Origin of the sequence: Terasakiella sp. SH-1 (assembly GCF_004564135.1) — a bacterium.
In the GTDB taxonomy this organism is placed as follows: domain Bacteria; phylum Pseudomonadota; class Alphaproteobacteria; order Rhodospirillales; family Terasakiellaceae; genus Terasakiella.
On the sequence record NZ_CP038255.1, the window covers coordinates 1,264,267 to 1,279,174 of the forward strand.

At 46.9% G+C, this 14,908-nt stretch carries 20 protein-coding genes; 3 read left to right on the plus strand and 17 right to left on the minus strand.

Annotated elements, in window-relative coordinates; genetic code table 11:
* Nucleotides 1-2: 2 nt before the first annotated feature.
* From E4K71_RS05875 to E4K71_RS05925, 11 genes are all read right to left on the minus strand, one after another.
* A complete protein-coding gene (locus E4K71_RS05875) occupies nt 3-410 on the minus strand; it encodes a hypothetical protein (RefSeq protein ID WP_135077676.1) in 408 nt (135 codons plus the stop codon).
* Nucleotides 407-640 (minus strand): hypothetical protein, encoded by a 234-nt coding sequence (locus E4K71_RS05880; protein ID WP_135077678.1) that lies wholly within the window; start codon nt 638-640, stop codon nt 407-409. The genes E4K71_RS05875 and E4K71_RS05880 overlap by 4 nt, the downstream gene beginning before the upstream one ends.
* A gap of 11 nt (nt 641-651) precedes the next feature.
* Entirely contained in the window at nt 652-966 is a 315-nt protein-coding gene (locus E4K71_RS05885) for a hypothetical protein (protein ID WP_135077680.1), read from the minus strand.
* Nucleotides 967-978: 12 nt separating this feature from the next.
* The gene (locus E4K71_RS05890; protein ID WP_135077682.1) at nt 979-1,875 is read right to left on the minus strand and encodes a hypothetical protein; all 897 of its coding nucleotides are present in this window, start codon (nt 1,873-1,875) and stop codon (nt 979-981) included.
* A 12-nt stretch (nt 1,876-1,887) separates the two neighbouring features.
* The gene (locus E4K71_RS18165; protein ID WP_167730314.1) at nt 1,888-2,025 is read right to left on the minus strand and encodes a hypothetical protein; all 138 of its coding nucleotides are present in this window, start codon (nt 2,023-2,025) and stop codon (nt 1,888-1,890) included.
* 127 nt (nt 2,026-2,152) lie between these two features.
* Nucleotides 2,153-2,815 (minus strand): hypothetical protein, encoded by a 663-nt coding sequence (locus tag E4K71_RS05895; protein ID WP_135077684.1) that lies wholly within the window; start codon nt 2,813-2,815, stop codon nt 2,153-2,155.
* Nucleotides 2,802-3,434 carry a hypothetical protein gene (locus tag E4K71_RS05900; RefSeq protein ID WP_135077686.1) on the minus strand — a complete coding sequence of 211 codons (633 nt, stop codon included), beginning with the start codon at nt 3,432-3,434 and terminating at the stop codon, nt 2,802-2,804. Before E4K71_RS05900 ends, E4K71_RS05895 begins: the two co-directional genes overlap by 14 nt.
* 514 nt (nt 3,435-3,948) lie before the next feature.
* Entirely contained in the window at nt 3,949-5,157 is a 1,209-nt protein-coding gene (locus E4K71_RS05910; protein ID WP_135077690.1) for a replication initiation factor domain-containing protein, read from the minus strand.
* A gap of 59 nt (nt 5,158-5,216) precedes the next feature.
* Complete coding sequence (locus tag E4K71_RS05915; RefSeq protein ID WP_135077692.1) at nt 5,217-5,411, minus strand: hypothetical protein; 195 nt, start codon at nt 5,409-5,411, stop codon at nt 5,217-5,219.
* A 7-nt stretch (nt 5,412-5,418) separates the two neighbouring features.
* On the minus strand, nt 5,419-5,877 hold the full coding sequence (locus E4K71_RS05920; protein ID WP_135077694.1) for a hypothetical protein: 459 nt from the start codon (nt 5,875-5,877) through the stop codon (nt 5,419-5,421).
* A gap of 250 nt (nt 5,878-6,127) precedes the next feature.
* Nucleotides 6,128-6,364, minus strand: coding sequence for a hypothetical protein (locus tag E4K71_RS05925; protein WP_135077696.1), 237 nt, complete (start codon nt 6,362-6,364; stop codon nt 6,128-6,130).
* A 483-nt stretch (nt 6,365-6,847) separates the two neighbouring features.
* Here E4K71_RS05925 and E4K71_RS05930 point away from each other — a divergent pair, with 483 nt between their 5' ends.
* The gene (locus tag E4K71_RS05930) at nt 6,848-7,201 is read left to right on the plus strand and encodes a hypothetical protein (protein ID WP_135077698.1); all 354 of its coding nucleotides are present in this window, start codon (nt 6,848-6,850) and stop codon (nt 7,199-7,201) included.
* 329 nt (nt 7,202-7,530) lie between these two features.
* Nucleotides 7,531-8,367: a nucleoside triphosphate pyrophosphohydrolase gene (gene mazG / locus E4K71_RS05935; RefSeq protein ID WP_135077700.1), complete on the plus strand. Its 837-nt coding sequence runs from the start codon at nt 7,531-7,533 to the stop codon at nt 8,365-8,367.
* A gap of 103 nt (nt 8,368-8,470) precedes the next feature.
* Here the strand turns inward: mazG and E4K71_RS05940 are convergent, their stop codons facing one another.
* The 5 genes from E4K71_RS05940 to E4K71_RS05960 form a co-directional block, all read right to left on the minus strand.
* Nucleotides 8,471-9,334: an NAD(P)-dependent oxidoreductase gene (locus tag E4K71_RS05940; protein WP_135077702.1), complete on the minus strand. Its 864-nt coding sequence runs from the start codon at nt 9,332-9,334 to the stop codon at nt 8,471-8,473.
* Between the two features lie 76 nt (nt 9,335-9,410).
* On the minus strand, nt 9,411-11,222 hold the full coding sequence (gene recQ, locus E4K71_RS05945; RefSeq protein ID WP_135077704.1) for a DNA helicase RecQ: 1,812 nt from the start codon (nt 11,220-11,222) through the stop codon (nt 9,411-9,413).
* Nucleotides 11,215-12,039, minus strand: a complete 825-nt coding sequence (locus tag E4K71_RS05950; RefSeq protein ID WP_135077706.1) for an inositol monophosphatase — start codon at nt 12,037-12,039, stop codon at nt 11,215-11,217. Before E4K71_RS05950 ends, recQ begins: the two co-directional genes overlap by 8 nt.
* Before the next feature lie 53 nt (nt 12,040-12,092).
* A complete protein-coding gene (locus E4K71_RS05955) occupies nt 12,093-12,764 on the minus strand; it encodes a hypothetical protein (protein WP_135077708.1) in 672 nt (223 codons plus the stop codon).
* A gap of 52 nt (nt 12,765-12,816) precedes the next feature.
* Nucleotides 12,817-13,104: a hypothetical protein gene (locus tag E4K71_RS05960; protein WP_240796877.1), complete on the minus strand. Its 288-nt coding sequence runs from the start codon at nt 13,102-13,104 to the stop codon at nt 12,817-12,819.
* A gap of 110 nt (nt 13,105-13,214) precedes the next feature.
* Here E4K71_RS05960 and E4K71_RS05965 point away from each other — a divergent pair, with 110 nt between their 5' ends.
* Nucleotides 13,215-13,460: a hypothetical protein gene (locus E4K71_RS05965; RefSeq protein WP_135077710.1), complete on the plus strand. Its 246-nt coding sequence runs from the start codon at nt 13,215-13,217 to the stop codon at nt 13,458-13,460.
* A gap of 57 nt (nt 13,461-13,517) precedes the next feature.
* On the opposite strand, the gene hflX is transcribed toward E4K71_RS05965, so the two are convergent.
* A complete protein-coding gene (hflX, locus tag E4K71_RS05970) occupies nt 13,518-14,903 on the minus strand; it encodes a GTPase HflX (protein ID WP_135081992.1) in 1,386 nt (461 codons plus the stop codon).
* Nucleotides 14,904-14,908 lie beyond the last annotated feature (5 nt).

Below are 14,908 nucleotides of genomic sequence, written 5' to 3' on the forward strand. Positions count from 1 at the left end.
GATTAGAACCTGTAGACTTCTTCAGCCAGCTTTGCACCAGCCGCACGCAAAGCACGACCAACGGCCCGATTTGACGTGTGCGCACGCATATGCTGGCAATTCTTATTCTTCATTTCTTGGATCAAGGCAGGCATAGCCCGTTTCAGGCCGTTTCGTGTGCCTACCAATGATGCACCCGCCTGAATAACCAACTCACGTGCCTGTCCCACAGGATCAACCCATAGGCAACAATATCCAAGACGTTCAGCAGGAGAAACGGCCATATCAATGACCGCGAAAAGAACGGTACTGCCACGCGCAACCTCAGTTTTCAAATCGGCAATTGAATAGGTCGGATCGTTTCCAATAGCCTCAGCCATTTTACGTTCCGCTTCTTCATTCCAATTTGCACGTTGAAGAACAACACTCATTTTTTCTTTTTTCCCTTGCTAAGCCAAGAGGTCGCGACAAAGGCAACCAATGCGAAAATCGCAATTTTGCCTAATTCAGTCGTGACACCACTTGTTTTGTAATTGAATGGCATGGAGACGCCGGATGTGCGCGAACCGATATCATTTTGACCTCGGTTCGAGCTTTCCGCACGGCCAGCTGCCATTGAACTATTCTGGAAGGACCATCCCCCACCGCCAGTAGGTTCCATCTCAAAGCCCCTTATTTCGACAGGAACTTAAAGATTGCGATACCACCAACAATAATCCCGATGATCACGCCGATCTTTTCCAATGAAAGAGGTTTCTTCGTTGGATTTGACCAGTCTGACTGCATCCAGTTTGGATTTGCAGTGTCGCCCACCGTTGGCGGAGGCGGCATTGAGTTATTTGAATTATATGCAGATGAAAGTTCCATCTGTTTTTTGTTCAAATCCCATTCAGCCGCCGTTTTTCCAATTTCCAGAATATCCTGAAAAATAGAACCGCCACCGGAGATCGTGCTACCACCGCTAAAACCTAAATAGTTTGAAAGCATGACAGCACCCCTTTACTTTTTGTCTGCAAAATCCATCGGATTGTAGAGCGTTTCACAGACATAGCGGACCGTACCTGATACAGCGCCTTCAACGTTTGTATCGGTGTTCCACCACTTGGACGTATCAACAATATCCTGCGGACGGTTGCCCGCAAAATCAATGTGTGTGTAACCAGCTTGAGGAACACGGCCAGAGGTTCGGTAAGACGCAATATCTGCCAGATATGGCAAATGTGCCTTTTCCATTTCAAAAATATCTGTACGGTTTGTACGAATTTTGAAACGATCAATATCCGTGCTTGCAATGTGCAGAGCCTTGAGGCCACGCTGCATACCGTCTAGATAATCTTCTTTCAGGTTATGGACGCCGGATGTTGTAAATTGCAGTTCACCGCCAAGAACGCGAATGATTTCACCAACAGGCTGGTTACCACCGGAATAAACAGCATGACGTGTCTCCAATGTGTAAACAAACGCACCAGCTTTAAGTTTCAGCTTAATTGTAACCTTGGAAAGGTCACTTGTACCCAAGCCTGCACCGTCTTCGGCATTGATGACTTCTTTACCATCGCTCACCTGATCCATATACGGCAAGGCATGAATGATAGGGAAAATACCGTTATCATCTTCAAGAGGAAAATCAGTGTATTTCAAAATACAATCAATGTATTCAGAGCCTGTGCATTCAATGATTGTATGCGTCCCCATGCGAGAGGATGAATCGCCTTTAATCTTGAATTCCACTTCTTCAATGTGGGTACGCATCTGAGCAATGGTTGCAGGCACGCCGTCAATTGTCAGCGTATTCATATGCAAAGCATATTTAACATCGGTATCACACATAAGTGTAGCGTTACCGCCCGGTGTTACATGCTCCCAATCATCACCAGTAAGGACATATTTACTCATGTAAATTACTCCTTACAGATAGCCGTTTACAACATCAGTGGCGGTACCATAGTTACCGTCAAAAATGAAACGCTTAATCGCGCTGCAAACCACAAACATAATACCAAAAGCGGCCCATGCCTTAGGATTTTTCAAAGAGCCAAAGCCCATATCTTTTCTCCAAAATTCAAACCAAAATCAGCCCACTCCCCGTGTGGGTTAAGTGAGCTGATTTCGCCGGAACGGGAGACTTTTATCAAACGGTCTAATAGACCTATGGGTCTAATACCTATTAGACCTAAATCGGAGGAACTAACTCGACGTCACCACCCTCATAATAGAGGTGATAATAGTCTTTTAGGTCTAATACACCCTTTTCGATATCTTCGTTATCATCACACATGGCTGCAACGGCTTTGGCTGCATTCTTACCAGAGACCTTAAAGGTACATACACGGTCTACGTTTTCACGGAAATCAGTAGAAATTCGTTGAGGGCGTTGTGTTGAATAAATGATGCTGATGCCAGATTCCCGTCCCATGGTAATCGCCTCAAGCAAGCCAGTACCAAATGGATATGGATCATGTAACGGATTAGCCATATGGGCTTCATCAATGAACAGCGTAAACTTTTCATCACTATCCAGTTCCATATAGGGCCGCTGAATTTTGAAAATTAATTTACAAAGTTCATGCATTTCCTGACGACCATTTACCGCATCTGGGAAATACAGAATACGAAAGTTCCCATCCCGGTTATCTACAAGCACGTCAACCAGATCGGCGAGACTTGTCGCGAAATACATGTTGTTATCATCAGCAAAACGTTTCCATGAAGCCGAACGTTTAAAATCAACAACCAACAAACGGTCATTGTTTATAAGTTCATGTTGGGCATAATACGATTTACCGGACCCTTTTTTGCCGATAATTGCCATAAGTACCCCATCACGATCCTGCATGATCTGTGTCTCCTTCTCGGTATTCAATTTCTTCTGATTGAGGTGTAATAGGGCGTTCTTCGGCTGTTTCTTGTGTTTTAGCCTTCCCTTTTTGTCCCATCTTACGTTCAATGCGTGCCTTCTTTTTGGCTTTGAGTTCGGCAATAATATCGGACACCACAGGTCCTGCACCGTAATACAAAACAAAGATGTCTTTAATATCGTCACTTGCAAAGAGTTTAAGAACAGGCTCAAGCGTAGGATTAGCCAAACGACGATGGACAACTTCACAGGCATCGAAGAAGTCTTGGTTATTTTTATCAATTTCCAAAGACTCAAGTTTCCCGATCTTCGATAAGAAGTAGGTGATTTTGATAACATTTTTATGAAACTCATCTACCGGGTAATGCGCCATGATTTCTGCGCGCACCCTGTCCGTTATATCGCCACCAGTCGTACTGGAGACATTGGCCGGATCGTCTGCCTCAAGTGGCAGATCGCCATAAATAATTTTTGAACCTTCAACGCGAATGTTTGACCATTCGTCAGGTTCAGAGACCTCTAAAGGCTCCACGACTTCCTGTGGTTCGGACTGTTCCTGTGTTGTCGTCGGTTTGGGTTTGCTTCCAAAGGGCCACATCGTTTTCTACTCCGTTAAGTTCGTTTTGATCTTGATCATCTAAAAGAAAAGGCTGCACAGCATGTTTTTGAATGTCCTGTGGCCGCGTGAACTTGTTGGAAAACAAATGTCTATCGTTGCAATCTTCAATATCGTTATTGCAGTTGTAATAAATCCTTGGATTTTTTTCGGAATTGTATTGGTACAGTTGCAGTACCTTCCCACAGGACGGACATTTAACGCCCCACCCTGTTAGTTTCTTTCCTGCCATTTTTGACTACCTTATTCAGAGCAGTCCGCCGATCAGGAATATATTACAACTGAAAAATTAACAAAAACGGTCTATTAGACCTCAATTAGATCATATCCTTGCCATTTTAGGGGCCTAATTGCCCTATTCCATGTCCCAACAGCTTTATCGCTTGTTTTACAGCCAGGTCCTTCTGCATAGCATCTTTTGCAAACGACTTTCCTTAATTGACCTAAGATTTGTAGCTTTGCATCACCACCACAAAAGGGACATTTCCTAAGTTTTCTATTCGGCGTCATTGACATATCGGTATCTTTCAAAGGCAAGATCAATTTTTCTCTTATGTTCTGGGTCAGACCATATCATCTCAACGGTTTCTTTCACCAGTTCATTCAAAGTTTTTGCCTGAAAATCATAGTCCTGTGTTTCCAAAACGACCAAAGAACGCAAGGTTCCTGCTGCATTCCGTTTCATTTGATCGCTTAGCTCAGTTTTTCTACCGTGCACCTGTACTTTCAATGGTATCGGCCAATAAGACTCCCCAGCCGCGTCCCAGCATTCATCCCATAATGGGTGGTTAGGCCATCGTGAACGGTTGGTGTCGTTGGTCGGTTGCGCCAGCCGCCGCCGTTCTAAACAGTCCTTGAGCAATGCATCCTTATTCTCCATGAACTGTTCGTAAGTCTGGATACCTCTACGTTTCAGGTATCCTTTGCCATTAAAGCGTAATTCCACACGCCAGATATGATCAAAGCTATCTAAAACTAAGCCATATTCATTTCTGTTCCATAAATCCAACATCCAAGTTTTTTTGGAATTCTCACGGATTTCACGCCCTTTATCGTAAATTTGGACTTGTAAGGATTTCAATGTTCCTACTGTTAATGTCTCTGTTCGTCCGCCCGATCCGAACGCTGACCACTGTAATTCTGATATATTGTTTGGCAATTCAGTCATTTTGCCGCGCGTACCATTTTTTACTCTTGAAAGACAGACAAACTGGTCATGCATGGCCGCACTAATTTCATTGGTTAATTCTTCGGAATGAAAGTCAAAAGCCCAATGAATGGATGACATACGTATCCAGTCTGTTCCCTTGGGTATCCCAAGAAAACGGGCAATTTTTTGAGCTTTTGCCCTTAAGCTATCAGGCGTAAATTCCCAAAGGGCTGCTGAACGATATTCTATGGTCAAAATCCACCCATCCATATCGCGTGAACGGATTTTGATCATAAAATGATTGTTCAACATAACAAAGACAGCGCCACCGCCACCTTTCCCCTGCATTTGGAAGGTTTCTCCGCAAATTTCAAAGGGGGTAAGCCCTTTGCCTCGTTTGCACTTCCCTTTTGCCTCTTCTTGCATCCCTTCCAGCCATTCCCAAATATAGTCTGTAATTCCAATATCAAAGGTCTCAATGAGGGTATCTACACCTTGCGCAAGTAGGGTCGCATAATCCGCTTGAAAGGATTGATTGAGTGCGTTTGCTGACATTGGATTTTCCTTGGTATGTATTTGGTGTACCCCCTGTTAGACGGTCGGGGGTACAGGTATCAATTTATTAAAGTTGAATGAGGTTCGGAAAGATGCAATTTTAAATTGCGAATATCAATCTCTTTTTTTCCCTGACAATCACCAAAAAGGAAGTCGAGTTCTGCCTGTGTTTCTGGGTCATATAGAGGGTGGGTCGATGCAGGGGGAACTGCATCGACTTGCTTACGTTTAAAGAGTTTGCTTAACCACTTCATGACGACCTCAGTACGGAATTTCATCTTCGGTACTTGGATCGAATGAAGAGCCAGAGTTCCAATCCGGTCTTGGTCCATTGCCAGCCGAGCCGCCAGACGTCCCTGCATTCGCAGTAGAGGCACCAGAGCCGTTTCCCCCTGCCTTTTTGCGTGGCGGTTCCCAAACAAGGCGATACGTGTCCTGCCCGGCTGCATATCCGGTCATAAATAGCTTTTCAGGCCAATCTAAGCTGGCAAGGTTCACATTCAGGACTTTTTCTCCCGTGTTCGGCAGGACGCCAAATTTGGCAGTTCCAAGCTCCCAGCCTTCCATATCTTCAACGATATATCGTGGGATACGGTCATTGCCTTGCTCGTATTCAGGATTGTCTTTCAGAACAAAGTTGACGATTTCTTTTTTCCAAACACGAACACGACCTTTCAGTTGGCCTTCTGGCGTGATGTGGATTTTGCCGATTGCGGGCATGTTTAGACTCCTTGTCTGTCATTGAGTAGGGGTGCGGCCTGTAGGCCGGGTAGCCTAAAGGCTTCTTGTGATGGACGTTTTTGAGGAGGTGGGGGAGAGGCCGGAGTTCGACGCCAATGCCTGTCCCCCTCCATCACAGTCAGCCGCGCGCGGGGCTACCAACACCGCAACGCTTCGGATGCCTTGCGGCAAAACAAAAGCCGGATACGCATCTGCGTACCCGGCTGTAAAACTGGATAATGAATGTTGTTTAGTTTTCGGTTTTGAACACTTTTGTTTTTTCAAGGACGCGAAGACGCTTGCCTTTTCCTGCAAGCGCAGTTCTAGCAAGTTCCCACCAACGATGTGGCATTTCTTGCCTTTCCCAACTGGAGCGCCCATGACAAGCTTCGAGTTCACCGTCATCCCACAGTACCACCGTGAATGTCAGTTCTTCCTTCGGATCGTACAGCTTGGCCTTCACTCCCAACGTCATCTTTTCTTTCATGTGGCTTGTCCCAGTCAAAATCAAAACTAATGTCTGTATGACTGTACACTCGCCCCGTTAATTCTTCGAGACGAAAAACGAAAGACTGGAGGCTATCGACAATTTCTTTGTGGAGTTTTTCAGATTTATCAAAATTCTTCCCGTCAGGATCGACAGGCATCACAACCCGTACACGGCCACCAATGGTATTTGTTTTTGATTTCATCTCTTTCCCCTTTTGTTGCTTTTGTCGGCAACACGGGGAAGGAAGAAAGTCGGCGGACTTTGGGTTACAGCTTATACGGGGTGCCGTGGCCCGGCCCCCTACTTTTGTGTCTCCCTTCCCCGCGAAGTTCGACAGATCAGAAGCCAAAAGCGAAGCCTTGGACCTCCATACCCACCAATGACACTTGGCAAGTGCCCAGAGCCAACCACACAACGATTCACCTTGTCAATGGCAAGTGACGCTTGCCATAATTCATTCAGACAGATAAGGAGCTCAAAATGAAGACTATTGATGAGTACATTGACAAAGCAAAAGAGCTAAACAGCTTTCAATCAGACCGCGAACTAGGTCGCGCATTAGGTTTTAAAGGAAATCCAGTTAACAATTGGCGTACTAAGCGTACATGGCCTGCTGAAGGTACTATGATCGAACTTGCAAACCTTGCAGACGTCCACCCAGAAATAGCCCTCTTGGATTTGGGCATTTGGCGGTCCGAAGGACAGGCTTCTGTAGTCTATACACACATGAAAGAGTTACTTGAGACTATGCCTAATAAGCTTATGAGTTTATTGGCTTTTGCTGCGTTTCTACCGCTTTTTAATCCTAGTCCCCTCACCCGTAGGGACATCTAAATATATATGTGGTGCATTGTCGCATCATGTATAGGTAATGTACGGTAGTACACCCTATATATTATGCGACAAAAAATGATGATGGAAACGTGAGTTGCTGTGGTCTCTATCCTTCTTAACGTGAAGTGATTTTACTTTAACTTTGCCCTTCGCTTCGTAGTTGCGATGCAAATAGATGTACTGAAAAATGCTTAGTGTTTTTATCGTGGCTTGATTCTATATGCGGACTTTGTTGTTGAGTTATCGACTTCGGGCTTTCTTGAGGGGCAAAACTCAGGCATGGTGCGCTTCAAATATTTCTTTTGTTTTGAACGCGTGGAGCTTCAATCATGACAAAATTTGACAGTGCGTCATTTGATAGTGAAATCACTCGCCTGCTGGCGATCATGGCAAAATTGCGTGATCCAGAAAATGGCTGTCCATGGGATGTGGAACAGACTTTTGCGACGATTGCGCCTCATACCATTGAAGAAGCTTATGAAGTCGCTGATGCGATTGAGCATCAAGATTGGCCTCACTTGCAAGAAGAACTGGGTGATCTTTTGTTGCAGGTGGTTTTTCATGCGCAGATGGCGAAAGATGAAAACCTCTTTGAGTTCAATGATGTAGCAAAGAATATTTCCGATAAAATGGTGCAGCGTCATCCCCATGTGTTTGGTGATGAAGTCATAGAAAGTGCTGAAGCACAGACGGTTGCATGGGAGCAGTTGAAAGAAGAAGAACGTAAGGCAAAAGCAGTAGAAAAAGGTGCTCATCCCCCTTCTGCTTTAGACGGTGTTTCACCAGGATTGCCTTCTATGACGCGAGCGATGAAATTGCAAAAGCGGGCTGTGCGTGTTGGCTTTGACTGGCCGGATGTGAATGGGGTTCTGGATAAGATTAGAGAGGAGTTGGCTGAAGTCGAAGAAGAGGTCCGTGAGGTTAATTTATCACAAGATCGTATCAAGGATGAAATTGGTGACTTGCTCTTTACAGTTGTGAACCTGGCGCGATGGGCGGAGGTTGACCCGGATAGTGCTTTGCGTTCCTGTAATGCTAAGTTTGAACGCCGCTTCAAGTCGATGGAAGCAGGGGTGCGGGCGACTGGAAAAGAGGTGTCAGAGGCCGCCCTAGAGGAGATGGAGAGCTTCTGGCAACTGGCTAAAGCAGATGAGAAAAAACTTTAATAATGAACTCTATCTATTTGTTTTAATTTGATTTGTTTGTTTAGTTGAAGTGATTTCTTGCCGTCATCCCGCACTTGATACGGGATGACGGATAAAGCAAGAACTAATCTCTTAAAAGTTTGATCAAAGAGGATGTATCCCAACGCCCTCCCCCCATGCGCTGAACCTCTTTATAGTACTGGTCAATGATCCCGGTGATGGGTAAGGCGCTACCATTTTTACGTGCTTCATCCAAGGCGAAACCAAGGTCCTTTCGCACCCAGTCAACGGCGAAACCAAAGTCAAATTGGTCGTCAATCATGGTGTGCCCTCGGTTTGAAAGTTGCCACGATCCAGCAGCTCCTTTTGAGATTACATCGACAACTTGTTTGGGGTCCAGTCCGGCTTTTTCGGCAAAGGCTAATCCTTCTGAAATAGCCTGAACAGCCCCAACGAACGTGATCTGATTAACCATCTTGGTCAATTGCCCTGCCCCAATCTCTCCCATAAGGGTGACAGCTTGGGCATAACATTCTTGCACGGGCTTGGTTTTATCAAAGTCGCTTTGTCGTCCACCGCACATGATGGTGAGGATGCCGTTTTCAGCCCCTGCTTGCCCACCAGAGACGGGTGCGTCCATGAAAGATAATTCTGCCTCTTGAGCAGCCCCAAGCATCTCGCGAGCAACTTCGGCAGAGGTTGTGGTGTGGTCCACAAAGATGGTGCCTTTATCCATAGCTTGAAATGCGCCATTTTCACCGATACAGATGGCACGCAAATCATCATCATTGCCAACACAGGCAAAAACGATCTCAGCCCCTTTGGCAGCTTCGGCTGGTGTCTTACCAAATGTGCCACCATATTCGGCCACCCATTTTTCAGCTTTGGCTGTTGTGCGATTGTAAACGCAGACCTCATGGCTACCTTTTTGCAAGTGGCCTGCCATGGGATAGCCCATCACGCCGAGACCAAGAAATGCGACTTTCATCTCTAACCCTTTCTATATTTGAATTGTGAAAAGTATAGGCAGACGTCAGGTTAACGCAATGCGCGTTACTGGGTAGTCAGGTGAAATCTGCAATAAGGTCCATAAAAACGGCGCTGTAGCGTTCCAGCTTGGTTTGCCCTACCCCTGAGAGGTCTAAGAAGTCAGAGGCACTCTGTGGGCGTTTTTTTGCCATTTCAATCAGGGTTGCATCGGCGAAGATGACATAAGGCGGCACTTCTTGTTCTTCGGCCAGGTTTTTGCGCAGGGCGCGTAAGGCTTCAAACAGCGCTTTATCATCTTCGCGTTCCAGAATGATACTGGATTTAGTTTCGCGTTTTGTTTTGCTGCGTGAGCCCCGCCCATCGGGGTCTTTGCGCATCAGAACCGTCTGTTCACCACGCAGGACAGCGCGGACATCCGGGCCAAGTTTAAGCCCGCCGTATCCTTCGATGTCCATCCGGACAAGCCCAAGGGCAATGAGCTGGCGAACGATGGAGCGCCAGCTATCACGTTTAAGCTCTTTCCCAATGCCGTAGGTGCTAACCTGATCATGGCGAAAGCGCGTGATCTTGTCGTTTTCTTCACCTAACAGCACATCAATGATATGGCCTGCGCCAAAACTTTCCCCCGTGCGATAAATACAGGACAGGATTTTTTGGGCGGCTACAGTACCGTCAAATGTGTCTACCGGTGTCTGGCAGGTATCGCAATTGCCACAAGGGTCTGCCATTTGGTCGCCAAAATATTCAAGCAAGACCTGACGGCGACAACGATGGGTCTCACAATAAGCCAAAAGCGCATCAAGTTTTTGACGTTCAATATGTTTTTGGCGTTCTGGGAGTTCTGAACTTTCGGTAAACTGGCGCAGCTTTGTCACATCTTGCAGGCCATAAGCCATCCAGACATGAGAGGGAAGGCCATCACGCCCTGCCCGCCCTGTTTCCTGATAATAAGCTTCCAGACTTTTAGGCGGGTCCATATGGGCAACAAAACGCACATCGGGTTTATCAATCCCCATGCCGAAAGCCACAGTGGCGACCATGACCATGCCTTCTTCACGCACAAACTTTTCCTGATTAATCGCACGGATATTTTTATCCATGCCTGCGTGATAAGACAGCGCGTCATAGCCTTTTTCACGCAACCAGCTTGCCATTTCTTCGACTTTTTTCCGGCTCATGCAGTAAATGATGCCGCTGTCACTTTCGTCAAAATCTTCAAGAAATTTCAGCAACTGAGTTTTGGCATTTTTCTTCGGAACGATACTGTAACGAATATTGGGGCGATCAAAGCCTGTGATGAAAGTTTCACCTGCTCCAAGATTAAGGCGCTCAATAATATCGTTTCGGGTTGGACCGTCGGCTGTGGCGGTCAACGCAATGCGCGGCACCGTGGGAAAATGATCATGGAGCGAAACGAGCTGGCGATATTCGGGCCGGAAATCGTGTCCCCATTGGGAGACGCAATGGGCCTCATCAATAGCAAACAGGGAAATGGGGGAATTTTTCAGCAGGTTAAAGAAACGGTCCGTTAATAATCGTTCCGGGGCAACATAAACCAGATCCAGCTCCCCTGCCCGCATGGCCCGTTCGATCTCGATTGTTTCATCCATGCTGATGGTGGAATTGAGGGTGGCTGCCTTGATCCCAACTTGGCATAAGGCTGTAACTTGATCTTGCATCAGGGCGATCAGGGGGGAAATCACAATGGCACAGCCGTCACGGCAAACGGCCGGAATTTGATAACACAGGGACTTCCCGCCGCCTGTCGGCATCAGGACAAGAGAGTCACCGCCCTGAATTGTGCGTTCAATGACCTGTTCCTGAACACCGCGAAAAGCCTCATAGCCAAAAGTATGTTGGAGAACCTCAAGTGCGGATTTAGGCATGATAACTGTCAGAACCGGGGTTAAGGAAACGTCGCGCTTCCTCCCAAACTTCTTCATTCGGGGTGAGAAGCAGGCAGTCTTCGTTGTAGACCTTGGGCGCATAAGGGGTTTGGGAACCGATCATTTTATCAAACCCACCAGCTTCGCGGTGAAGTAAGACACCTGCAGCGTGATCCCACGGCATCAGGCGGCGATATTGTGCGCAATGAAATTCACCTGCGGCCAGTGATATATAATCGTGAGCAACTGCCCCATAGCGGATGGCCATGCGGGGGATCGGGCCAAGCCCGTCAATTGCACGTTCTTCCAACCAGCGGCGATGGTTTTCATTTAGCGAGACGGTCATATGCTGCAATTGAGATGCTTTTGGGACGTAAAGAGGTTTGCCTGCGAGTTCAGCACCAGAACCCAGTTCTGCCACGGCTGTTCGTTTGCGCGCGGGGTCATGAATCCAGCAGGCGAGGATTTCCCCTTTATGGACCAGAGCAACCATGGAGCCAAATACGCTATCACCCTTGGCAAAATTACGTGTGCCATCAACCGGGTCCACAATCCAGACCGGGTCTTTTTCATTAAGAAGGTTCAGAACATCACTATTTTTTGCAACAGCTTCTTCCCCAACCACATGAGAGCCGGGCAGCACATCCGTTAAACGGGCCGTCAGTTTTATTTCGGCTTCGATATCGGCAACTGTGACGAGATCTCCGGGTGTTTTTTCCATCACGTCACCATCGGCCAGCTTACGCCAGCGGGGCATGATTTCTTCTTCTGCCACTTCAGCGATGATTTTGGTGATATGGTCCATGTCGATTTGCATGGCCCTTCTTGTAGCAACTCAGACCATGAGAGTCATGGTGAATTTTGAAGAATTTACGGTGGGGTAATATGAAAGGTCAGGTTTAATTTACGCCCTTTATTATCAATCCCAACCGCAGTTCCTGTCTTTTTATTTTGATATTCATAGGTACCACCTGCGGAATCTCCATTGTTACAGTTAATGGTCCAAGTGCCTTGGGGCATGGTGTCGCTGGCAAATTTTCCGCGTACATATTTACCTTCACCACTACAGGATTTATCGTCGGCGAGAAGAACCATTTGCCGTCTTCCGTTATAATTTGGTCTGAGTGTGCCAGCAATTGTTGTGCTCACACCTTCCCATGTACCTTTGATCTGAATTTCTCCTGACTGTGATGACTTTGGTGTTGCATTTTCAAGCAGGAGTTTATTGATGTTTTCCTGCGAGAGGGAGCTGACTTTAATGTCATCAATTGCATAGGGGTTGCATTTGGCAGTGAAATTTACTTTCTCAAAAAGGCTATTGCAGTGTTTTTTTGCTCGGTTATAGGCATCAATTCTCGTCCCGCGCGCTTTTGAGTAGGCATAAACAAAACCGCCATCAATGCTTTCATACACAAAAAATGCTTTATGGCCTGGAGCTTTTGCATATTGTGTAAAGCCTACGTGTGCACTGCCCCTGAGGTTACTTGTCTGGCACGCGTTGAGTGTTAAGAGCAGAGCCGAAAAGGCGAAAATTTTCTTCATGTTGTAACCTCTAAAATAGCTTGCGCGATTTTAGGTTGTTTACTTAAAAGGTTCAAGGTCGATAAATATCGCGATCGCGTTTATAGGCTGTTTCCAGTAAATCCAGAATACGCTTGGCTTCGGGGTTATATTCAGCCTGTTGGCGTATGGCCTTGGTGACAAAAGTGGCAAAGGTGACGGCTTCGGCTTTGCCTTTTAGGTCAAAGTCTTTTGCCATTTCTTCAAGGTCTTCATGGATGAGGCGCTTGGCCATGACATTAAGCTGTTTTTTTACCAGCTGGTTTTTGGATCGCCAGCGTGCCTGTGCTTCTTTTGTTGCCATGGAAATACCGGGTTTCACCTTAAAGGTTCGTCGTTTTAACTTGGAGTTAAGTAGCTTGCCCTTAGAAAGGACGCTCTACTCTCTTCATAGATATAATAGTTTTTAATAGTATAAACGGAAAAAACGTTATGAAAAAATCCTTATTTGTCGCAGCCTTCCTCTGTTCCGCCCTTGCCATCACTTCTGTACAGGCTGCCGGGCCTAACAAGGATATGCGTAAAGGTCTGAAAAATGTTGAACAGGCCCTGCAAAAGCTGAAAAATGCACCTGCGCAATATCACGGCCACCGTGCGCGTGCGATTAAGTTGCTTAAACAGGCTCAGGCTGAGATTGAAGCGGGTATTGCGGTGCGCAAAGCAAAGAATAAAAAGTAATCATTTTGGAAATGCCCCAATGAAGCCCCCATGCTCTTTATAGCTGGGGGCTTTTTATTATGTTGGGGACCAGCCCGTGGAGGTTTCTTCTTCCACCTCTTCTGCTGGGGCTTCAAAGAACTGGGGATACTTCTGCTTGAAGCGTGAGGCATTCATGTCGTTCATTTTGACCGTAATGGTAAAATGTTCTTCACCTTCACGTCGTTCTGTGACTTCACCATGATTATAAAGCCAGCTGAGCAGCTGCCCATCACTATAAGGCACATTGAGTTCAAAGGTCTGAAAACGTGCGCTCAATAATGTGTTGATATCGTCCAGCAGCTGTTCACAGCCCTGCCCGTCCATAGCTGAAACCATGCTGACACGGCCACCTGAACGGTTTGCCCGATTGGTAATGGTGCTTTTGGTTTCTTCATCCAGCAGGTCTGACTTGTTATAAACTTCGATCAGACAGTCTTCGAGTTTTTCTTCCACACCCAATGTTTTTAAGACATCTAATACGTCTGCGCGTTGGGCTTCCGTATCGGGGTGAGAGGCATCGCGTACATGTAAAATCACATCTGCTTCATGAACTTCTTCCAGTGTTGCATGGAAAGCCGCCACCAGTTCATGAGGAAGTTGGGAGATAAAGCCAACGGTATCGGACATGATCACATCACGCCCAGAAGGCAGTGTAATGGAACGCATGGTGGGGTCCAGCGTGGCAAAGAGTAAATCTTCGGCAAAGACTTTGGCCTGTGTCAGTCGGTTAAACAGGGTGGATTTACCTGCGTTGGTATAACCGACAAGGGCAACAATGGGATAAGGCGTGTTGCGTCGTGCCTTGCGGTGAAGTTCGCGTGTGCGTTTAACGTCTTCCAGTTCTCTTTTTAAGCGAACAATACGTTCATCAATCAAGCGACGGTCAATTTCGATCTGGGATTCACCGGGGCCGCCGATAAAGCCCAAGCCACCGCGCTGACGTTCCAGGTGAGTCCAGGACCGCACCAGACGGGAGCGCTGATAGGTCAAGGCGGCGAGTTCAACCTGCAAAGAGCCTTCTGCCGTGCGTGCGCGTTCCCCAAAAATTTCAAGGATCAGGCCCGTGCGGTCAATGACCTTGCAATTCCACGCTTTTTCAAGATTGCGTTGCTGAATGGGCGACAGGGCCGCATCGACAATGGCAAGGCCAATATCATCGTCATCCCATTCGTTTTTGGTCTTACCCACCCGGCCAATGGTGGTTGCCAAGGCATCAACAACCCCTTGTCCAAATAAAGTTGCCGGTTTGGGGCGTGCAATGTTGACGACCTCGCTGTGGACAACATCTACATGAATAGCCTGTGCAAGCCCGACGCATTCTTCCAGCCGGGCTTGAGGCGAACGCAAATTACCGCGCTCGCTTTTAAGGTGCGGGTGAACCACCAGGCAAGGTGTCTGGTTCTGGTCTTCACTCCAGCCCATTTTGG